The 20,143-nt window shown below is 61.4% G+C and carries 17 protein-coding genes; 8 read left to right on the top strand and 9 right to left on the bottom strand.

Annotated elements, in window-relative coordinates; all coding sequences use genetic code 11:
- Positions 1-31 precede the first annotated feature (31 nt).
- Complete coding sequence (locus tag C7416_RS16285) at positions 32-1,213, bottom strand: amidohydrolase (protein ID WP_111519851.1); 1,182 nt, start codon at positions 1,211-1,213, stop codon at positions 32-34.
- Between the two features lie 105 nt (positions 1,214-1,318).
- Here C7416_RS16285 and C7416_RS29175 point away from each other — a divergent pair, with 105 nt between their 5' ends.
- From C7416_RS29175 to C7416_RS16265, 5 genes are all read left to right on the top strand, one after another.
- Positions 1,319-1,465 carry a hypothetical protein gene (locus C7416_RS29175; RefSeq protein ID WP_181461250.1) on the top strand — a complete coding sequence of 49 codons (147 nt, stop codon included), beginning with the start codon at positions 1,319-1,321 and terminating at the stop codon, positions 1,463-1,465.
- A 129-nt stretch (positions 1,466-1,594) separates the two neighbouring features.
- On the top strand, positions 1,595-3,712 hold the full coding sequence (locus tag C7416_RS16280) for a TonB-dependent siderophore receptor (protein WP_111519850.1): 2,118 nt from the start codon (positions 1,595-1,597) through the stop codon (positions 3,710-3,712).
- Positions 3,713-3,923: 211 nt separating this feature from the next.
- Positions 3,924-5,015 carry a tartrate dehydrogenase gene (locus tag C7416_RS16275; RefSeq protein ID WP_111519849.1) on the top strand — a complete coding sequence of 364 codons (1,092 nt, stop codon included), beginning with the start codon at positions 3,924-3,926 and terminating at the stop codon, positions 5,013-5,015.
- Between the two features lie 80 nt (positions 5,016-5,095).
- Positions 5,096-6,088 (top strand): ornithine cyclodeaminase family protein, encoded by a 993-nt coding sequence (locus C7416_RS16270; protein WP_111519848.1) that lies wholly within the window; start codon positions 5,096-5,098, stop codon positions 6,086-6,088.
- Positions 6,089-6,127: 39 nt separating this feature from the next.
- The gene (locus tag C7416_RS16265; protein ID WP_111519847.1) at positions 6,128-7,117 is read left to right on the top strand and encodes a threonine/serine dehydratase family protein; all 990 of its coding nucleotides are present in this window, start codon (positions 6,128-6,130) and stop codon (positions 7,115-7,117) included.
- A 131-nt stretch (positions 7,118-7,248) separates the two neighbouring features.
- On the opposite strand, the gene C7416_RS16260 is transcribed toward C7416_RS16265, so the two are convergent.
- Positions 7,249-10,662: an adenylate/guanylate cyclase domain-containing protein gene (locus tag C7416_RS16260; protein WP_111519846.1), complete on the bottom strand. Its 3,414-nt coding sequence runs from the start codon at positions 10,660-10,662 to the stop codon at positions 7,249-7,251.
- A 300-nt stretch (positions 10,663-10,962) separates the two neighbouring features.
- A complete protein-coding gene (locus tag C7416_RS16255) occupies positions 10,963-12,264 on the bottom strand; it encodes a c-type cytochrome (protein ID WP_240988157.1) in 1,302 nt (433 codons plus the stop codon).
- Between the two features lie 297 nt (positions 12,265-12,561).
- On the opposite strand from C7416_RS16255, the gene C7416_RS16250 reads away from it, so the two are divergent.
- Positions 12,562-13,296: an RNA polymerase sigma factor gene (locus C7416_RS16250; protein WP_111519845.1), complete on the top strand. Its 735-nt coding sequence runs from the start codon at positions 12,562-12,564 to the stop codon at positions 13,294-13,296.
- Positions 13,297-13,786: 490 nt separating this feature from the next.
- Here the strand turns inward: C7416_RS16250 and C7416_RS16245 are convergent, their stop codons facing one another.
- The 5 genes from C7416_RS16245 to C7416_RS16225 form a co-directional block, all read right to left on the bottom strand.
- Complete coding sequence (locus tag C7416_RS16245) at positions 13,787-14,848, bottom strand: VWA domain-containing protein (protein ID WP_111519904.1); 1,062 nt, start codon at positions 14,846-14,848, stop codon at positions 13,787-13,789.
- A gap of 297 nt (positions 14,849-15,145) precedes the next feature.
- A complete protein-coding gene (locus C7416_RS16240) occupies positions 15,146-15,529 on the bottom strand; it encodes a hypothetical protein (protein WP_111519844.1) in 384 nt (127 codons plus the stop codon).
- A gap of 33 nt (positions 15,530-15,562) precedes the next feature.
- Positions 15,563-16,129 carry an Hsp20/alpha crystallin family protein gene (locus tag C7416_RS16235; RefSeq protein ID WP_111519843.1) on the bottom strand — a complete coding sequence of 189 codons (567 nt, stop codon included), beginning with the start codon at positions 16,127-16,129 and terminating at the stop codon, positions 15,563-15,565.
- Positions 16,130-16,236: 107 nt separating this feature from the next.
- Complete coding sequence (locus tag C7416_RS16230) at positions 16,237-16,644, bottom strand: Hsp20/alpha crystallin family protein (RefSeq protein WP_111519842.1); 408 nt, start codon at positions 16,642-16,644, stop codon at positions 16,237-16,239.
- 15 nt (positions 16,645-16,659) lie between these two features.
- The gene (locus tag C7416_RS16225; protein ID WP_111519903.1) at positions 16,660-17,100 is read right to left on the bottom strand and encodes an Hsp20/alpha crystallin family protein; all 441 of its coding nucleotides are present in this window, start codon (positions 17,098-17,100) and stop codon (positions 16,660-16,662) included.
- Between the two features lie 416 nt (positions 17,101-17,516).
- On the opposite strand from C7416_RS16225, the gene C7416_RS16220 reads away from it, so the two are divergent.
- On the top strand, positions 17,517-17,804 hold the full coding sequence (locus tag C7416_RS16220; protein ID WP_306437555.1) for an alpha/beta fold hydrolase: 288 nt from the start codon (positions 17,517-17,519) through the stop codon (positions 17,802-17,804).
- A gap of 158 nt (positions 17,805-17,962) precedes the next feature.
- Here C7416_RS16220 and C7416_RS16215 read toward each other — a convergent pair whose 3' ends face one another.
- Complete coding sequence (locus C7416_RS16215; protein WP_111519841.1) at positions 17,963-18,886, bottom strand: LysR substrate-binding domain-containing protein; 924 nt, start codon at positions 18,884-18,886, stop codon at positions 17,963-17,965.
- Between the two features lie 127 nt (positions 18,887-19,013).
- Here C7416_RS16215 and C7416_RS16210 point away from each other — a divergent pair, with 127 nt between their 5' ends.
- Positions 19,014-20,102 carry a tartrate dehydrogenase gene (locus C7416_RS16210; RefSeq protein WP_111519840.1) on the top strand — a complete coding sequence of 363 codons (1,089 nt, stop codon included), beginning with the start codon at positions 19,014-19,016 and terminating at the stop codon, positions 20,100-20,102.
- The last annotated feature ends 41 nt before the right edge of the window (positions 20,103-20,143 follow it).

Below are 20,143 nucleotides of genomic sequence, written 5' to 3'. Positions count from 1 at the left end.
AAGTGGGGGGTGATAAGAATGGTTAGCCGCGTCAGGCGGCCGCCAGCGCGCGCCGGGCAACTTCGCAGAACCAGCGCACGCCGAGGGGCAGCGCGTCGTCGTTGAAGTCGTAGCAAGGGTGGTGCAAGGGCCGCTCGCCATCGGGCCCGGGTTCCGCCCGTCCCTGTCCCAGCCACAGGTAGGCGCCGGGCCTTTGCTGCAGCATGAAGGCGAAGTCCTCGGAGGTGAAGGCAGCCCGGGGAGCCATGCGCACTTCCAGGCCGATGGCACGTGCCGCGTCAGCGGCGACTGCCGCTTCCTCCGGGCTGTTCACCGTGGCCGGGTAATAGCGGTCGTAATGCACTTCGACTTCGGTGCCGCTCGCCGTCGCCACGCCGTGCGCCATCGCACGCAGCGCGGTCTCGATCCGGCTCTGGGCCTCCATATCGAAGCTTCGCACCGTGCCGGTGATCTGCACTTCGGCCGGTAACACGTTATGGCTGTGCCCACCTTCGATACGCGTGACGGACAACACCGCGGATTCGGCGGGATCAATGCGACGCGCCACGATCGTATGCAATTGCGACACGAGCTGGCTGGCAGCCAGGATGGCGTCTGCGGTGTGATGCGGCTGCGCCGCATGACCGCCTCGCCCGCGCAGCACGATATCGAATCGATCCGCCGCCGCCATGATGGCGCCAGGCAGCGTCTGTGCGTGGCCGAGCGGCAAGTCTGGCCAGTTGTGCAGCGCATAAACGCTATCGCAAGGAAAGCGCTCGAACAGGCCCTCCTCGATCATGCGGCGGGCCCCGCCCTTGCCCTCCTCTGCCGGCTGGAAAATGAAATGCACCGTGCCATCGATGCCGCTGCGCGCAAGCTGACGCGCGGCGCCCACGAGCATGCTGGTATGGCCGTCGTGGCCACAGCCGTGATGCTTGCCGGGCACGTGGCTGACATAAGGTGGGCGGCCCAGTTCCACCATCGGCAATGCATCCATATCCGCGCGCAGGCCCACGCTGCGCTTGCCATTGCCGGCGCGCAGCGTGCCGACCACGCCCGTGCCGCCGATGCCCTCGTGCACCGTGAGACCCAGCATGCGCAACGACTGCGCCACGATGCCAGCCGTGCGGTGCTCTTCATAGCCAAGTTCAGGATTGGCGTGCAGGTCCCGGCGCAGCGCAATCAGGTCCGGCAGCAAGTCGGCCACCGGTTCCGCGATCTGGTTCCACCTCACGAGCCGGCCCCCGTTCCATTGAAAGGCTGTCTCTGACGAGGCATTGAATGGTTGAACAGGACATCGAGATCCCAAAGATCCATCGCTGTGCTCCCGTGTTATTGGATGTCAAAAGTGAAAGCCGCAGCAGCGCCAGAGGAACTGCATCGCCGCCAGCTTAAAAGCAGTCTCGCTAACGATGGTGCCGATCGCAGCGGGCCGTACCGCATTGAATTGCGTTTTGCCCGTCCGCGTGAACAGATTGTTCCGTGACCTGAGCGGCTTGCGCCGGTAACACGCAATCTGGCAAGCCGCATGATTCCCGGGCAGCGAGTAAGTGAATGAGAATCTATCTCATCCACGCGGCTACATTGCTGGCCCTGAGTCACTCATGCCACGCACATGCCATCATTTCGCTCAAGCGCCAGGCGCATCGCACACCATGCCTGTCACGCCAGCCTGCTGTTGTTCCCGCTATCGGATGCGGCGCTTGCCGAACCGCCGGGGCTTGCGGCAGACCTGCCCGAAGTCCGTGTCAGCGCCAGTGCCGGCGGCAGCGGATATGTTGCTGTCGACGCCGCTGGCGCCACGCGTACTGACACGCCGTTGCGTGAAGTCCCGCAATCCGTGCGCGTGGTTACCTCGGAGCTCATTGATGACCTGGGTGCGACGCGGCTTGCCGACACCGTCGACTATGTCAGCGGAGTCGCGCGCCTCAATGACTTTGGCGGGACCTGGGACAACTATGCCATCCGCGGCTTCAGCAGCACGGAGATGGGATACCTCGTCAACGGCTTTCCCGGCGCGCGTGGGTACAACCCGATGCGCGACGCCGCCACGGTCGAGCGCTTCGAATTCCTCAAAGGCCCCGCGGCGGCGCTTTATGGCAGCAGCGAACCGGGCGGCACCATCAATATCGTCACGAAGAAGCCAAGGTTCACGGCGGCGACCGCGGCCGAAGTGAGCGTCGGGACGTTCGGGTTCCGGCGCGCCACCATCGATACCACCGGCCCCCTGGGCAAGACGCTGGCCTATCGCCTTAATGTCATGGCGGAGGACAGCGCCAGCCGCAGCCCCCTGATCGACGGCCACAAATACCTCGTGGCGCCGGCACTGACGTGGGCACCGGACGACCGTACGCTGCTGCAATACGAGGGAGAATTCATGCGCTTGCGTACGCCGCTCGACCGCGGCGTGGTCAATGTGGACGGCCGACTCACGCTTCCCCGCGACCGCTACCTGCAGGAGCCCAGCGACCCAAACCTCCATCTTTCCAGCGATACGCATCAGCTGACATTCGAGCGGCAGCTTTCCGCGGGCTGGCGCACGCGCATCGGGGCGAGCTACAAGGAATCCGGCTTCGAGGGATACGCCGCGGAGTTTGGCAGTCTGCTCGCCGATGGGCGTACGCTCACGCGTCGCAACAGTTGGCGGACATTGCCCTCGCGCGACACGTCGGCCCGCGCAGAGGTGGAGGGAAACTTCCATACGGCCGGGCTGGGCCACCGCATGCTTGTCGGCATCGAAGCGTCGCGCCTGTTCATGGGCATGGATATCGCCTACTCCAGCCTCGCAGCCAACGCGTATGCGATCGACATCTATGAGCCGGTATACGGGCAAGCGAAGCCGGCGGTCTTGCCAGGCATATCGACGCGCGAGAACCAGCGCAATCTCGGCGCCTATCTGCAGGACGAGGTGTTGATTGACGAGCGCTGGAAGCTGCTTGCCGGCGTCCGGTTCGACAACTACCAGCAGTCAGTGGATAACCTTCTTACCGCGGCATCGACCCGCCAGAGCCAGAGTGCCGTGTCGCCCCGGATCGGCTTGACGTGGCTCCCGACCCCGCAGCTTTCCGCATACTTATCCTTTGGCAAATCCTTCCGCCCGAACAGCGGCGTGGACGAGGCCGGCAACGCCTTTGATCCGCAGTACGCCCGCTCGGTAGAGGCAGGGCTGAAGTGGCAGTCCCGGGACGAGCGGCTAGGGGCAACGCTTGCGCTCTTCGACATTCGCAAGCACAACGTCCTGACACGCAGCCCTGCCAATCCCAACTTCAACATTGCCGCGGGCCGGGCCGCGAGCCGGGGGCTGGAGTTCGACGTATTCGGCAACCTGGATGAGCACTGGCGCATCAGCGGCAGTTTTTCGCTGGTGAACGCCAGGGTCACCGAGGACAATACCATCGCCCCCGGCACCCGCCTGACCAATATCCCCAGGATCAGCGCGAGCCTGCTCGCCATCCGGGAAGATGCCATGCCGAAGTTCGGCGGCCGCTATGGCATCGGCACTGGCCTTGTCTACGTCGGCAATCGATCCGGAAATGCCACCGACACGTACTCGCTGCCGGCCTACGCCACGGTGAAGCTTGTCACGTACTGGCAGATTGATCGCCGCACGCGCCTTTTCCTCGACATTCACAACGTGTTCGACAAAACCTACTATCCCGCGTCGTGGGGCAACCTTGCCGTAGTGCCAGGGCTGGGGCGCCAGTTTGTCGCCGGACTGCGGCATCGGTTCTGACTGCGTAGCAAGGGCGCTCATGTGATGTCATGCTGGCCGGGATCCAACCCCACGCACAGCGTGCCGAACACGGCGATGAATACGGGATTTCCTTCTGTCGCGCACCCGGCATACGCAATCTGCCGCCGAAATGCGACCCCTACAATTTGGGACACTACTCGCGTCCCTGGTGGCGGCCATGGCGCAACCTCGTTACTTCACAGGAATCGTCATGACGACCCAGACTTTCAATATCGCCGTGATCCCGGGCGATGGCATTGGCAAGGAGGTCATGCCAGAAGGCTTGCGCGTACTCCGTGCCGCCGCAAGCCGCTTCGGCATCGCCCTGAACTTCACCCATGTCGAGTGGGCAAGCTGTGATTACTACGCAGCCACCGGAAAGATGCTGCCGGATGACTGGAAAGCGCAACTGGCGGGCATGGATGCCATCTACTTCGGCGCGGTGGGCTGGCCCGATATCGTGCCGGACCATATCTCCCTGTGGGGCTCGCTGCTGAAGTTCCGCCGCGAGTTCGACCAGTACATCAACCTGCGCCCCGCCCGCCTGTTCGAAGGCGTGCCGTGCCCACTGGCCGGCAGGAAGCCGGGCGATATCGACACGATCATCGTGCGCGAGAATACCGAGGGCGAATACTCGTCGGTCGGCGGCGTGATGTACGAAGGCACCGAACGCGAAGTCGTCATGCAGCAGTCGATTTTTTCACGGCATGGCACCGACCGCGCGTTGCGCTTCGCATTCGACCTGGCGCGGCAGCGGCAGCGCAAGCGCGTTACCGTGGCGACCAAGAGCAACGGCATTGCCATCAGCATGCCATGGTGGGACCAGCGGGCCTCCGCCATCGCGGACGAATATCCGGATGTCGGCTGGGAAAAGCAGCACATCGACATTCTGTGCGCCCGCTTCGTGTTGCAGCCGCAGCGCTTCGATGTGGTGGTGGCGTCCAACCTGTTTGGCGACATCCTGTCCGACCTGGGCCCGGCCTGCACCGGTACGCTGGGACTCGCGCCTTCGGCCAACCTGAATCCCGAGCGCACCTTCCCTTCGCTGTTTGAGCCGGTGCATGGCTCAGCCCCCGATATCTATGGCAAGAACATTGCCAACCCGATCGGCATGATCTGGTCAGGCGCCATGATGCTCGACTTCCTCGATACCGACAACGACGCCGGAAGAAAGGCGCACGATGCGATTCTTGCCGCCATCCAGCACGTACTGATTCACGGTCCTCGCACTGCGGACCTGGGCGGCAACGCTTCGACCACCGAAATGGGCGAAGCCATCGCCAGCATCGTGGAAGCGGAATAACAGCGGCGCATGGTTACCGGAAATGATCCGGCGTTCGCTAATGCGCCCGGCACGCTCGACAATGCTTGGAGATGACGCCAATGAAGACGTTACTGCTTAACAAGGAGCAAGTAAGCAGCCTGATCTGCATGAGTGAAGTCATAGGTACGGTGGAAGAGGCATACCGGGCCTTTAACAGTAAGCAGGTGGTTCAACCAGGTTATATCGGCATCCATCTCCCGCCACCGCGCGGCGAAATTGATTTCAAGCTGGGTTACTGCAAAGCCAATGAAATGATCTCCATGAAGGCATCTTCGGGAGGGTTCATTGATAACCCCGAGTCTCACGGGGTCCCCAACGGAATGGGAACCATACTGCTGTTCGATGCGCAGAGCTGTGCCTTGATCTGCGTTATGGATGGCAGCCTGATCACCGGCCTCAGAACCGGCGCCTCTGGTGCGGTTTCGGTGAAAGCACTGGCAAGAAAGGACGCAAAAAAAATCACGTCCATCGGTACCGGGAATCAGGCCCGGATGCAGATCCGGGCGATCAAAGAGATCATGAAAATTGAAGTGATCCATGCCTGGGACAACAACGCCGACACCCTTGCCAGATATAAAGCTGATATCGAAAGCGAGTTTGGCATTCCTGTAGTGATGGCCGCCTCCAAAAAGGAAGCGGTTGAACAGGCAGATATTCTGATTACCACGACCCGCGGAAAAGGCACGTTGGTGGAAGCTGAATGGGTAAAGCCGGGCACCCACATTGTTGCAATTGGCACAGACCAGCAAGGCAAGCAGGAACTGGACCCGGAAATATTCAGGAACGCAAAAATCGTAAATGACTCAATTGGCCAATGCACTGAAAAAGGCGAGACCTGGCACCCTTTGAACAGGAATATCATAAGCCAGGAGGACATCCACGGTGAAATTGGCGAGATCCTGCTTGGCATAAAACCAGGTAGAGAAAACGAAGACGAGATCACGATTTTCGACTCCACCGGCATGGCCATACAGGACAATACCACCGCGACAAGAATCTATCGCAATGCAGTGGAAGGCAAGGTCGGAACTTTCTTTGAATTTATTGAATAACCGTCAAAGCGCCGACGGCCGGAAAAAGTGAGAATTCACATGCTTAGCTATCCGACTATTCAGGACATTCGAGCCGCGCAGGAACGGCTAAAGCCCCACATCAGACGTACTCCGTTACTGCGTGCGGACAAGATGGAGCAAGCTTTGGGTTGCCAGCTATACCTGAAGCCGGAGATGCTGCAAATTACCGGGGCATTTAAAATCCGTGGCGCCCTGAATAAGTCGCTATCGCTTGCAAGCGCTGAAATAGCTAATGGCATCATTGCCACCTCCTCGGGCAATCACGCACAGGGACTTGCGTATGCCGCGAGGATGCTTGGCGTCAAGGCCATATTGGTTCTTCCAGTTACCACACCAAAGATCAAAATTGCCAATACCCAATCCCTGGGCGCCGAAGTCATTCTTTACGATGGCGATACCGCTGCCCGATGGAAACGGGTGAATGAGATCGCCCAGGAACACAGCTATGCAGTGGTCCATGCTTTTGAAGACCCCTTGGTAATGGCTGGCCAGGGCACCATCGGTTGTGAAATACTGGAGGATCTGGAGGAGATCGACACGGTCATTGTTCCCATGGGTGGCGGCGGCCTCATTTCGGGGATCGCCACCGCCATCAAGGAAACCGCCCCTTCGGTGCGCGTCATCGGCGTAGAGCCTGCGCTGACACCAAAGTATTTTTACAGCCGCAAGAATAAAGAGCGCACCTCGCTCCCCTTGAAACATACCATCGCCGACGGACTGAGGATAAGTGTGCCCGGCCAGAATCCATTTCCTATTATTGAAAAATATGTGGACGAGATCGTTCTGGTTGAAGACGAACATATCGTTGCTGGCATGCGCATGCTCGCCAATGATGCAAAATTGATTGCCGAGCCCGCCGCTTCGATTGGTATCGGCGCCTTGCTCGCCGGCAGCATCAAGGTTAAACCCCACGAGAAAGTGTGCGCGGTCCTGACTGGCGGAAACTGGGACTTATGCGACCTCGCCGCGATATACAAAGTTACCGACGGAAATAATGCCATCCGTTGATCGCAGGCCCGGTTCCATCGCCGCGGGGAATCTCGGCCTCCCCCGCCTGGCACGCTGGGCAAGCGCCGGATAGCCGTCGTCCAGCCATTTCCCGACCGCGGCCGGAAGCTGATCGCAAGCGCCGCGAATGCTCAGGACAGCTGCTCGTGCAGTTGCCCTGCCCGATGCGCATCAACGGGATCCATGCCTTCGGCGCAAAGGCCGGACAAGCGCACAAGCAACCGCCGCGCCTCATCGTCCTTGCCCTGGCGATGCCATAGCCCGGCCAGGCTTATCGCACAGCGAAGCTCGATGGAACTGGCACCTTCGCCACGGGCCAGTTCCATCGCCGAGCTAAAACAAGCCTCGGCTTCGCGGTCTCTTGCGGACGACGAACCATCCTGCCGATCCGCCGTCTGCAGCAGGACCTCGCCTTTGAGCCGGAGCAGCGCGGGCTCGTCAAAGCGTTCCCCGGTGTGCCGTGCCAGGGCCAGCGCGTCGTCCAACACGCGCATCGCATCCTCGCCTTGCGCGGAGCGTCGATACGCATCCGCCAGCAATCCCAGCAGTGAGGGCCGCCCCAATACCGCGCCGGTGGCCTCCAGGTCCTCCAAGCCACGGCGCATCAGGTCAATCCCCGCTTCTGCCGTGCCCGTTGCAGCCAGTGCCCACCCGCGCAATATTGATCCCCAGCTCCGGTACAGCTGGAACCCATGCTCTTCCGACAGTGCGATCGCCGCCTCCGCGCATTCCAGCACACGTTGCGCATCACCACGGCGCTGGTGCAGCTCGGCCGCGAAGATCAGGCTCAGGGCCAGGCCGAACGGATCGGCGGCCCGGCGTGCCAGCGCCAGCGCCTCCTCGCTTCGGATCACGGCTTGTTGTGACAGGCCGAGGTACCAGAGCACCCAGCTCAGCGAACTGCGCATGTGGACCGCCGGGTTGCGCGCGTAGCGCAGCAGGTGGCCATAGGCGTGCTGGTCGGGTCGGTGCAGCGCCAGCGCTTGCTCCAGGTGTGTACGGGCCATTCGGATATCGCCGCGCCGGAACCGTGTCACGCCCAGCACGCGCTGCGCCTCTGCGCGCTGCTCCGGGTCACCGCTGTCTTCCGCGAGTTGGTGCAAGCCTTCAGCCAGGGATTGTGCCGTCAGGAGCTTGCCGCGCAACAGATAGAAGGACCAGAGCCCCAGTTGGGCGGAAAAACGCTGCGGCGTCTCCGCGCCTTGCTCGCATAAAGCCAGCGCCCGCGTGTAGATGGTCTCGACTTCCGGTGCCCCATGGCCGCGTGCCGTGATGCATGCAATGCCGAGGTTCAGCAGCAGGCCCAGTTCGTCACGTGCGCGCTCGGCGTTGTCCGGCAGGGTTTTAAGCAAGTCGAGCGCCGCATTGAGATGGCGGATCGCCTCGCGCTGCGCGGAATGCTTCGCAGCGTGCTGCCCGGCAAGACCGAGGTACTCGATTGCCTTGCGGGTATTGCCACTTCGGCTGTAGTGGTGTGCCAGTTCGCTGCAGTAATCCATCAGGCTGCCAGGAAACAGTGTTTCCAGGGCCTGCGCTGTGCGCTCATGCAGTGCGCTGCGCCTGTCAGTCAAGAGCGAACTGGCGGCGACCTCCTGCGTCAGGGCGTGCTTGAACACATACTCAACTTCCGGAAACGCCGGGCGCTCGTAAATGAAATCTCCGGCCTGGAGCTCGACCAGCATCGCATGGAGGGCACTGTCCGCCATCCCCGTGACCTGCCGGACCAGGCTCACCGAAAATTCCTTGCCAATAATCGCGAGCGTCTGCAGCAGTTCCTTTTGAGCCGGCGGCAGGCGGTCGATGCGGGCGGCCAGCACGCCTTGCACGGTGGTCGGCATATGTAGTGACACCGCGCGGTCGTCCAGCCGGAAGTTACCCCGCTCTCCGTGCAGGACGTTCTCCTCGATAAGCGTTGTGACGACCTCCTCCATGAAGAAAGGATTGCCTTCGGTCTTGGACAGGATTTCGCGCTTCAGTGACGCGAGCGAAGCGTCGTCACCCAACATCGCGCTGAGGAAGCCTTGCGCATCGCCCTGCCCCAGGGGCGCAAGCTCCAGCCTGACGTGGCATGGCACGCCCCCGTCATGGACGTATTCAGGGCGATAGTTGACGAGCAACAGCATGCTTGCCCGGGGCACGTGATCAGCCAGGGTACAGAGAAAGGCTTCCGATTCACTGTCAAGCCATTGAAGATCGTCGAACAGCACCATCAGCGGCTGGATCTCGCTCTCGCGCACAAGCAACCGCACCAGCGCATCGAAGGTTCTCTGGCGCCGCACCGAGGCCTCCATCAGGGGAAGCGTCGATGCCGGATCCTTGATGCCAAGCAGATAGAGCAGATAGGGAAGAACGTCGTCCGGCGCACAGCCGATCGCCACCAACCTGGCGGTGACCCTATCGCGAATCTGCCGGTCGTCATCCTGCGACGCGACATCGAAGTACGCCCTGATCAGATCGATCAATGGCAGATAGGGAAACGCCTTGCCATGCGAAACCGAGAAGGTTTCGAGCACCTTGCAGCCCGGTTGCGCGCGCGTACGGAATTCGTGAAACAGGCGCGACTTGCCGACGCCTGCCTCGCCCGCCACGCCAAGGACGCGCCCGTGGCCCCGCCTTGCCGACTCCAGTGCCTCCTGCATACACCGCAATTCGTCCTGGCGGCCGACAAAACGCGACAACCCGCGATGCGACGCCACCTGCAGCCGCGTGCGCAAAGCACCAGGACCGACAACTTCGTAAACGGCAAGCGGTTGCTGAATACCCTTTACCGATGCTGTCCCGAGCGCGCGAAACTCAAAGTAGCCCTCCGTCAGCCGATGGGTCGCTTCGCTGACAGCGATCGATGAGGGCATCGCAACCCCTTCCATCCGGGAGGCGATATGGATGGTATGGCCCACCGGATCGTAGTCCGTGCGCAGGTCATCCTTTCGAATCGCGCGCACCACCACTTCGCCGGTATGAACGCCTACCCGGACGCGCAGCGGCAAGCCCGTTGACTGAGGCAGCCGTCCGTTATGACGGTGTATCGCATCCTGCATCCGGAGCGCGGCGTAGAGCGCGCGCAAGGGGTGGTCCTCATGCGCGATGGGCGCGCCAAACAGCGCCAGGATGCCATCGCCAAGCGATTTGGCGACGTATCCCTCATAGTGGTGAACCGCCTCCATCATCATGGACACAACCGGGTCGATCAATCCGCGCGCATCCTCTGGATCCAGGTCCTGGATCAAGGCGGTCGAATCAGCGATATCCGCAAATAGCGCGGTAATGGTCTTGCGTTCGCCGGCGGTTTGCCCCCTGGCTTCCATCGCCGCCTGTTCAGCCAGGATGCGCTCGGCCAAATGTGCCGGGGTATAGATCACCGGCGCCATCCCAAGGTTGTGACCGGCGGGAAGGTCGGGCAACCGCACGCCACAATAGCCGCAGAATCTCGCCGCGGTCCCCGACTCATGGCCGCATTGCGGGCAGATTCGCGCAAGACTCTGCCCGCACGCCTCGCAGAATCGTCCGCCTGCCGGGTTATCGAATCCGCACTTGATGCACCGCATATGCCCTCTGGCCGCTTGGTCCGACAACAATCATTAGAGACCACAGCGACGCCATTTCGCAACGTGCTTCAGGGCAGGCGGGGAGAAAAATTTGTGCTGCTCACACGGCAGCCCAGGGTTGAAAATAGACCACTTCAGGCCTCGCAATACCCCGGCACCAATCGGCCGGAAGCCTCCGCGCCGTCGATGCCGGGGTCCTGCTGTTTCGCTACCCGGGCTTCGGCCTTTGCCGTGGCGGCGCGGGTCTGGTTGATTGACGTGCCATTGCCCTAAGCGGTTGTAGCGCGGCGTCGCTGCAGGTCACAGCGACTTCAGATACTCCGTCAGGTCGGCAATATCCTGGCTGCTCAGCCCCAGTCCACGTTTTGTGTTGTAGGTCGTCACGACATCCGACAAAGTCGCCGCAGACCCGTCATGGAAATACGGAGGGTGTTGCCATGCACCCTTCAGCGGCGTGGTCCGGTATTGCTTTGTTGCGGAGCGCGAGGCGTAGCTTGGGCTCTCGGGTTCCGCCATCGAGTCGCCGGGCGGGTGAAGCAGCGAGTTGGCATCGGTGAATGCCGGGCCACTATGGCATGTGGCGCACCGGCCCGCGCCTTCGAACAGAGCCTTGCCGCGCAATGCCGCCGCGGGGTCGAAGCTTCCCGCCGGTGGCGGCGGAGCACCCAGGGATAGCTGATACGCTTGCAGGGCCGCAAGCTTGCTGGTGACAAGATCCACCGAGCCGTTGGTGATGGAGATATTCAGACGCGGCTCGGATACGGAGCCAAGGCCTCCCATCTGGGACACGGCGACATACCGGTTCCAGTACATGACGTCTTCGCCATCGCCGGTAAAGGTGATGCGATGAATGCCGGCCAGCCCGAAGGCCGGCGGTATCACGACCGGCTTGCTGAGGCCGTCGATATTGTGGCGAGGGTCGTACTTGCCTGCACCCCAGGCGTTGAGGACCTTCTTCATGGCCTCGTCGATGGCCGGTGACAGCGCGATGATGGCGCCAGGATTCAGATCCCGGTTGGGCCATCCGTCCAGCCGCTTGCCGATGCCCGGCGCGAACGAGTTGTCCACCGTCGAATGACAGAGCGCGCAGGTAGTGCCGACGCGGGTCAGCTTGTCGACCCCATTGACGGTCTCGACGGTCCCCTGGAGGCCGACGACCGCATTCAGTTTCAGCAGCGCCACCGTCGTAGCCGGGCTCTTGAGGTCGATCGTGCCATTGCGGATGCCATTTACGACAGCCTCGGGCAAGGCCTCGGCGTCCACCTTGAGGCCGACGGATAATGCGGTCAAGGGATCCACCGAGCTGGCGATGACCTCGTGCATCTTCAGGTTATCGGTCCACTTCGCTTCGTCCCCGAAGGTGTCGAAGCGAAATATCTGCTTGCCCTGCTCGACCAGGGTCTTCTGCGCCGCTTCCGTGCTGGCCGCATCGGTCCCTCCCCCTCCAGAACTGCCGCCGCACGCCGCGGCGGCCCCCACCGCGGCTGCCATGATCAGTGCATTGGCCAGCCTCCGTCGAGGCATCTGCTGCATCGCCGACTGCCGCAGCGGTACCGGCTGCACTTCGGTTTCGGGTGTCATTGCGGAGGGTTGCCTTTTCATGATCGACGTCCTTGCCAGGATGAGATGCAGCAACTGAAATAAGGCAACCGACAGCTCTCCGGCAGTCGCTCGAATTTGTCCGTTGCATAGGCGTTAGACGTTGGCAGGTGCCGGAAGGTGACACGAGGCCTGGGCCACATTGCGATGGGTTGTGGCTGCATGCATTTGCCTATGATTGCTGACGCGTGGTTCGGGCCCAGGCCAGGGACGGCAGACGGGTATGCGCCCAGTCGACTGTCACCTTTTGCCAGGGGTGCCGTCTAATGATCAGCAACGGGAAAGGAGCCAGATCTCCAAATGGACAAGAACCGGGATCTCAGGCCGCCCATGCCGTCTGGCGCCAATGCCACCACAGACGCCGAACTGGTTGCCAGCGCCCGCGCCGGCACCGCGTCCGCCTTCGAGGCCATCATGCGGCGCAACAACCGCCTGTTATTCCGCACGGCGCGCGGCGTGGTCCCGGATGATGCCGAAGCCCAGGATGTCGTGCAGGAAACCTACCTGCGCGCCTTTACCAGCCTGGATTCGTTTCGCGGCGAGGCCGCGCTGAGCACCTGGCTGGCGCGCATTGCCATCAATGTCGCCCTGACAGCGCAGCGCAAGAAGCGCCGGCTGGTCCAGATGGGAGCCCGGGGTGAAGAAGAAGATTTTCCTGGTGACTCTTTACAGGAGAACATGATGTCCTTCCGCGCCGCTGACGACGAATCCCCTGAAGCCATGGCCGAACGCGGTCAGGTGCGAGAACTGCTGCAGCTTGCGGTCGAAAAGTTGCCGCCGATCTACCGCTGCGTGTTTATCCTGCGCGCCGTCGAAGACATGAGTGTGGAGGAAACGGCTTATTGCCTAGGCGTTAGCGGCGATGTGGTCAAGACTCGCTTCCTGCGGGCCCGCATGATGCTGCGCGAATCCCTGGCCAAAGAGGTAAGCCCCTATCTGCAGAGCACCTTCAGTTTTGCCGGCGCGCGTTGCGATGCGGTGGTCAATCACGTGTTTGCCGCCCTTGGCGAGCGCGGGCTGGTCCGATCGCAATGACCACGAGGCGGCCTGTCCTGGGCAGATTCTCCAGACCGTGAAAGGCCAGCCCCATGCCGTTGATGGTTAGCCGGGGCTTCCTAAGTAATGAGACATCGCCCCGCCCGTGCCATGCCTCGGAGTGACGCCGGCCCATCCGGGTCTTTGGCTTTGCGAATCCGGCCTAGTATGGAAGTGGTATGGCTTGACGATCTGGAGACTGCCGTGAAAAAGCTGGCCTTGGTTGCCGCCCTCTCGCTAAGCGTTGCGGCCCTGGCGCAGGGCGGTCGTTACGGCTCGCCTCCAACGCCAGGCACCGACACTGGCAGGCGCGCGGAACCTTCGGCGCAGGCTGCCAGCGGTGCCGCCGGCCAGGGTGCGAAAAAGGCGGACAGCAAGGTTGACCGCAGTCCGGAGCGTGCTGACAGCGGCCAAGGCGCATCTGCTGCAGCAACGCACAGGCACCCTGCTTCGGCACCTGAGAGTCGGCCTTGATGTGCTGAGGGGGTGGTCACCGCCGGAACCACAGCAATGACAGACTACAAGCAGCGATCAGCAGCACAACTGAGGTCCCGGCCAGCAAAGAACTGATTTCGGTCTCCTTGCGTTCCAACGCGAAACGGGCGCTAAGCTGCCGATATACCCGCGTCAGATCCGCGGCCGAGCCGGCCAGGAAGTACTCGCCAGCAGTCAGCGTCGCGACCGTGCGCAGAGTCGGCTCATCCAGTTGTGTGAAGGAAGACTGGCTCGACACCTCTTGGCCGTGCGGGGTACCGTAGCCTACGGTATAGACGCGAACCCCACGCTGGGCAGCCATGCGCGCGGCGTCTAGCGGATCTGGCCCAGTGGTCCGGCGACCATCGCTGAGCAGGATTACCACTCCGTGCCGATAAGAGCCGGGCATCGTCGGTGGCTGTTCCAGTTCGCGCTTGCGAACGGCGTCCGCCGCAGCAGCTTCGGACCGCGTTCTTCCACCAGGTCCCGGCGCTAAGGTCTCGCCGCGGAAAAGGATGGCTTCCAGGTCGATGCCATCGTCGTCGGGAAACAATACCGCCAGGGCCTGGATCAGTCCGCTGCCTGTCGCCGTGCCGTGTTGGAGCTGGAAGCGATCGATCGCATCGAGCATGTCCTGACGGTTGTCGGTTGGAGGCTGCACTACGGTGGCCGTGGCGGCAAACGAGACAATGCCCAGGCGCACGCTTGCAGGCAGTCCGATGACCAGATCTCGTGCGGCCTGCTGCGCGGCACTGATCCGACTGGGCGCCACGTCGGTTGAATTCATGCTGAGAGAGGTATCGACAGCCAGCACCACTGTGATGATGTCTGACGGCAGGGTGATGGTCGCGGCAGGACGGGCGCACGCCAGCAGGGCCGCGCCCAACGCCAGGAGAAAAAGCACCGGCGGGATGTGCCGCCGAAGGCGTGGGCTGTGCCCCAACGCGGCGCGCGGCAGAGCCAGACTGGCATACAACAGAGCTGCTTTCTTGCGTCGTGCCATCAGGTAGACGTAAGCACCTGCCAGCAAAGGGAGAAAGCACAACAGCCAGAGCAATTGCGGCCAGAGAAACTGCATGCCGTACTCCATGGCGCGTTGATAAAGCGATGATACTGCAGGCTTATGCGCCAGGTGCAATGAGCATGTTTGCCGATCGGCAACGGTGAAATGCGCACAAAAAGAAACTTACCGCACCAAGATTGCTATTGCACCACTTCGTTCCGGCGTCAGCTTTTTCGGCGCCCCACTCACAAGGAGTCACGGCACTCGCCTTTGCGGAGCACCGGCTATTGCCCAAAGCGACTCCTGCGGCGTTTGGTGCGTAACGTGATAGACCATCTCCGGGCCTGCCCTCGCACTATTGTCGAGTCGGCCTCACTGAATCGGTGGGACTATCCCAAGCTTCTCGGCCAGCATTCGTTCGTAGACGCCGAAGTGCAGATCCACCTCCGCTTGACTCACTACCACGACCTCGAAGTTGACCTGCTCCGGTTTGAGCCCGAACATCGTGGCCAACGCAAGCTCGAGCTGAGTGGCAGCAGCTTTATCTTTCGGAAAGGTCGTGCCGACGCTAATCGTGTACGCTTTTTCGCCGTCTGCGGTGACTTCAACCAAGCGAGCCGCGGCACTAAGATTGTTTTCGATAGCAATCTTGGCGACCTCAGCGATGCTTCGCGCCTTCTCTGTCGGGAAGCCGCGTACGCACCTGAGGCGTACGCGGTGCTTGCCCAAGGTCATCCAGTCCGAATCAAACTCCATCAGAAATCTCCTTTCAATCCGCTTCCGTAGACGTCATTTGATTTCAATTTTTCGAGCCGCAGGTGTTGGCGAGCCGGTCTTCGGAAAACTCAGGCTCAAGACACCGCGTTCGAACTTCGCATCGACGTTGTCCAGGTCGAGTCCGTCCGGCAGAGGAACGCTACGCATGAATGCTCCGTATGAACGTTCCAACCGATAACAGCCATTCTCCTCGGATTGAACGTCCTGCCTCTTCTCGCCCCGGATCACCAATGCGCCGTCCTCGATGGTAGTTTGCACGTCCTGGCGGTCCATGCCCGGCAGCTCGGCGGTGATACGTAACGCCGCGCCCTCGTCGACCACATCGATCCGGGGTTGAAAACGCGAAGAGCTGAAGTCGCCAAACCATCTATCCAGGCCACCGAAATTCGCCAACGGTTCGTGAAGGAAGTCACCCATCGCCCGCCAGGGTTCCCCGGCGAAAAAGCGAGAGACGTCAGGCCACTCGCCTCCCCGATGTCTGGTTGGCATGCCGGCCGCGGCGTTGTCCGCGGGTGACTTTTCTTCCGTTGTTTTCCGCAAGAACTTGAATGGATTCCACTTACCGAGCTCGGTTTTCATGTTGCACCTCCACCCATCGAGGGATACGGCCCAAAACGCGAACGCGCGATGCAGACGCTGCGGCGCCTGGTATAACGCGTTCGCTTGGGCAATATCAGGTCACAAGCTCATGCCATATCGATAGCGATGCGGCGCGGACGCGCTTCCTCGCGGCGCGGAATCGTCAGCTTCAATACCCCATCCTGCAGATTCGCCTCAATCCTCGCCGCATCCAGGTCCGGGCTCAGTGAGAAAGCTCTGGCGAAATGCGGCTGTCGGATCTCCGCGTGTTGGACGCGCAGGCCGGAAGGCATCGGAACGACCGCTTCTGCCTCGATACGAAGACTCCCATCATGGACGCTGACTTCCAACTTTTCCCGCGGCACACCGGGCAGGTCGGCCCATAGGGTGACGCCGCTGGCGTCCTCAATAATGTCAACAGGCGGCAGCACCGTCGTGGTCTGCGTAGTCTTGTCGTCTTGCCGTTGCGCAATAGCATGGTCTGGCCGCGCTACGACTTGATTCATCTCGGCCATGGCAGTCTCCTTGCATCACTGAACGGTAATCGCTCGAGGCTTCGACGCTTCGCGTTTGCCCACGCTGATTGAGAGGCAGCCGTTCGCGTAGCGCGCCTTCACCTTGTCGGGGTCTGCGCTCTCAGGCAACTCAACCACCCGCCTGAAGGTGCCAACGAAACGTTCACGCGCGTAGCGCTTGCTTTCCGGCGTTCCTTCGGCATCGGATTGGCCACGCTCTCCGCTGATGGTCAACAGTCCCTTGTCGATAGAAAGGTCCAGGTTTTCCGGTTTAAGGCCCGGCGCGAACGCGACTATTTCGATAGAGTCATCCGTCGACCCTACGTTCACCGGTGGAAAGGCGCCGAAACGGCCGGAACGGAGGCTGGAAGGAAAGCCGCCAAACATTTCAGCCATCTGCCTTTGCAGGCGGTCCAGTTCGCTGAAGAGGTCGGCTCCAAAGACGGTGTCACTCATGGTCGTATCCTCCTTCGGCGTAGCGAGGAGGCGAAGGGGCATACGCGCTCCCGTTCGCCTGCCTGGCTGGCCGCAAACAAACAGAAACACGCAGCGCGACATCGCGACTGCCTGAGCGAAAATAAAATAGTCACTCGCCAGCTAAATTTCAAGCGCATTAGTTGGCACATTCCGGGGTCCGGCGGTAGCCCTTGCCAGCCTTAGCTTTCCGGGCAAGGAAGTGGCGCGAAATCCATAACCGCTAGGGATAGGAACGCCGTAACTGTTTCGACGTTGCCTGTGACCACCGTGGCGCCTCCGCCATCGCAACGTTTCTGGCGCGAGGTGGTACGTGCAGCAAGTTCGCGATCGGAAAAGCGCGCGCGGCATGCCGCCATTGCAACCGTATCGTTGCTCCGCGATGTTCCTAAGACCTTTTGCGCGACCTTAACGAAGTTACCTCGTGCACCAACAATCTCGACCGAAATTGGGAAGTGCAAGCTGCTTTGGAAGGACTGCTGGTCGACGTTCCCGCCCTGTACCTTGTCGGCGAGCGAGACACAGGTCTGGCAATGCCAGGCATGCACGAAATCATTGCCAACATGCCAAGGATCGTGCCGAAACTTTCGGTCTCCCAAGTCGTTCCGCGAGCAGGGCATTGGCTACAACAAGAGGCGCCGGATTTCGTCAACTCGGCACTGATCGAGTTTCTCCGCGATCTTTGATGTCTGTCGGCCCCGCCTGACGGTTCCGCTACAGGTTGCAGCCACTCCGTCCGCAGAACGGTAAAGCTGGACCGGCAGAAGGTCTCGCGCGCGCATGACGGGGCGCAAGAACCCATGGCGCCCTGGCTCGCGGCCAAGCGGCGACAAAGTGGAAGGCCTTACTTGCCGAACTGGCCAAACCTCTTGGCGAGGAGCTCTACGAACAGCCTGATGCGTGACGACAACTGGTGCCGCTTCTGATACACCGCGTATATATTTGCTTCGGGCGTGACGTAGTTAGAGAGAATCTGCACCAGTCTGCCGCTGCGCAAGTAACGTTCAACATCCCACTCCGCGCGCAGCACAATGCCATGCCCCTCGAGGGCCCAGTGCACAGCGATCTCGCCATCGTTGGTCGTAAGTTTGCCGCGCACGTGGATCGATTCCGGTTGCTGTTTGGCGCCTTTTGTTGCAGTGAGACGCCATACACCGTAGGCATCGCTGCCTTGCCGGATACCAATGCAATTATGGCGCAGCAATTCCTGTGGAATTTGCGGTGTGCCATGCTCACGTAGATACTTCGGTGAAGCGCAGAGGATGCGGCGATTGGGTGCGAGGTGTCGCGCGACGACTCTGGCATCGGGCGGCTCGCCGAAACGCACGCAGACGTCGAAGGCATCCTCGACCAGAGCTGGAGGATCAGCCGAGAGCTGCAACTGAACATCTACATCCGGATACATTCTCGAATACCCCGAGATGACCGGCGCTACATGCATTCTTCCGAATCCCAGCGTAGCGTTTACCCGTAGAAGACCGCTAGGTCTACCCTTCGAGCGGGTCAGCAACTGCTCGAGGTCGTCGATCTCGCCAAGGATACGGCGGGCATGCTCAAGCAGCACTTCCCCCTCCGGTGTCAGGCTCATGCGACGTGTGGTACGCGTGACGAGCGGCATACCAATGCGGGTTTCCATCAGCGCCAGGCGCTTGCTGACCGCCGCTGTGGAAATACCCAAATCCCGTGCGGCCGCGCTGAGGCTCCCCGCTCCGGCTACTGATACGAAAAAGCCAAGCTCGGCGGGCTGGATTGCACTACCTGCGGCCATCGAATCTTCAACCTGTGGTTAAAAACGGTTTAACTTTAGCCGCAGTAAAAACTTGCGTCTAGCCGCCAGAATCCGTCTCACACGTTTTGGGTGAAGGCTGATTCGATTGGAAAACAGGAGACGAAAGATGAAGACGTACAAGATCGCAACGATCCCGGGTGACGGTATTGGCAAGGAAGTCGTACCGGCTGGTCGTGAAGTCATGGAAGCGCTGGCGGCCGCAGGTGCCAACTTCCGTTTCGAGTTCGAGGACTTCGACTGGGGCGGCGACTACTACCGCAAGCACGGCGTAATGATGCCCGCCGACGGCCTGGATGCGCTGCGCGACAAGGACGCGATCCTGTTCGGCTCGGCCGGCGACAACCAGATCCCCGATCACATCACCCTGTGGGGCCTGCGGCTGAAGATCTGCCAGGGCTTCGACCAATATGCCAACGTGCGTCCCACGCGCATTCTGCCCGGCATCGATGGCCCGCTCAAGCGTTGTGCGCCTGAAGATCTGAACTGGGTAATCGTGCGCGAAAACTCTGAAGGCGAATACTCGGGCGTGGGCGGCCGCGTGCATCAAGGCCATCCGATCGAAGCCGCCACCGATGTTTGCGTGATGACACGCGTAGGCGTGGAGCGCGTTCTGCGCTTCGCGTTCAAGCTGGCTCAATCGCGTCCGCGCAAGCTGCTGACTGTCATTACAAAATCGAACGCCCAGCGTCACGCCATGGTGATGTGGGACGAAGTCGCTGTGGAGGTGGCGAAGGACTTCCCGGATGTGACCTGGGACAAGGAACTGGTCGACGCAGCCACCGCCCGTATGGTGAACCGTCCGAAGACGCTGGACACCATCGTCGCCACCAACCTGCACGCCGACATCCTTAGCGACCTCGCTGCCGCGCTGGCCGGCAGCCTGGGCATCGCGCCCACCGGCAACATCGACCCCGAGCGCCGCTATCCATCGATGTTCGAGCCCATCCACGGCTCCGCCTTCGACATCATGGGCAAGGGCCTCGCAAATCCCGTGGGCACGTTCTGGTCGGTCGTCATGCTTCTGGAACATCTCGGCGAGAACGAGGCGGCTCAACGCCTGATGGCCGCCATCGAAGCAGTGACGGCGAATCCCGCACTGCATACGGGTGACCTCGGCGGCAAGGCCAAGACGGTTGACGTTACCAATGCCGTCTGCGATTTCTTGGCCGAGGGTCAGCAGAACAAGGCGGCCTGAGCGTCCTCCGGGGCAGATGCGCCAGTTCTTTCAAAGGGCAG

The sequence above is a fragment of the Cupriavidus phytorum genome (assembly GCF_003254285.1).
Taxonomy (GTDB): Bacteria; Pseudomonadota; Gammaproteobacteria; order Burkholderiales; family Burkholderiaceae; genus Cupriavidus; species Cupriavidus phytorum.
Note: the sequence above shows the minus strand (reverse complement) of the source record. Positions and strands in the feature narration are given on the sequence as shown.

Bases quoted from the DNA above. Each gene is read 5' to 3' on its own strand.
- C7416_RS16250 (WP_111519845.1), top strand. From the start codon at position 12,562: ATGGACAAGAACCGGGATCTCAGGCCGCCCATGCCGTCTGGCGCCAAT.
- C7416_RS16215 (WP_111519841.1), bottom strand. From the start codon at position 18,886: ATGGCCGCAGGTAGTGCAATCCAGCCCGCCGAGCTTGGCTTTTTCGTA.
- C7416_RS16245 (WP_111519904.1), bottom strand. From the start codon at position 14,848: ATGCAGTTTCTCTGGCCGCAATTGCTCTGGCTGTTGTGCTTTCTCCCT.
- C7416_RS16225 (WP_111519903.1), bottom strand. From the start codon at position 17,100: ATGAGTGACACCGTCTTTGGAGCCGACCTCTTCAGCGAACTGGACCGC.
- C7416_RS16240 (WP_111519844.1), bottom strand. From the start codon at position 15,529: ATGGAGTTTGATTCGGACTGGATGACCTTGGGCAAGCACCGCGTACGC.
- C7416_RS29175 (WP_181461250.1), top strand. From the start codon at position 1,319: ATGTCAAAAGTGAAAGCCGCAGCAGCGCCAGAGGAACTGCATCGCCGC.
- C7416_RS16275 (WP_111519849.1), top strand. From the start codon at position 3,924: ATGACGACCCAGACTTTCAATATCGCCGTGATCCCGGGCGATGGCATT.
- C7416_RS16230 (WP_111519842.1), bottom strand. From the start codon at position 16,644: ATGGCCGAGATGAATCAAGTCGTAGCGCGGCCAGACCATGCTATTGCG.
- C7416_RS16235 (WP_111519843.1), bottom strand. From the start codon at position 16,129: ATGAAAACCGAGCTCGGTAAGTGGAATCCATTCAAGTTCTTGCGGAAA.
- C7416_RS16210 (WP_111519840.1), top strand. From the start codon at position 19,014: ATGAAGACGTACAAGATCGCAACGATCCCGGGTGACGGTATTGGCAAG.
- C7416_RS16265 (WP_111519847.1), top strand. From the start codon at position 6,128: ATGCTTAGCTATCCGACTATTCAGGACATTCGAGCCGCGCAGGAACGG.
- C7416_RS16260 (WP_111519846.1), bottom strand. From the start codon at position 10,662: ATGCGGTGCATCAAGTGCGGATTCGATAACCCGGCAGGCGGACGATTC.
- C7416_RS16255 (WP_240988157.1), bottom strand. From the start codon at position 12,264: ATGAAAAGGCAACCCTCCGCAATGACACCCGAAACCGAAGTGCAGCCG.
- C7416_RS16270 (WP_111519848.1), top strand. From the start codon at position 5,096: ATGAAGACGTTACTGCTTAACAAGGAGCAAGTAAGCAGCCTGATCTGC.
- C7416_RS16280 (WP_111519850.1), top strand. From the start codon at position 1,595: ATGCCATCATTTCGCTCAAGCGCCAGGCGCATCGCACACCATGCCTGT.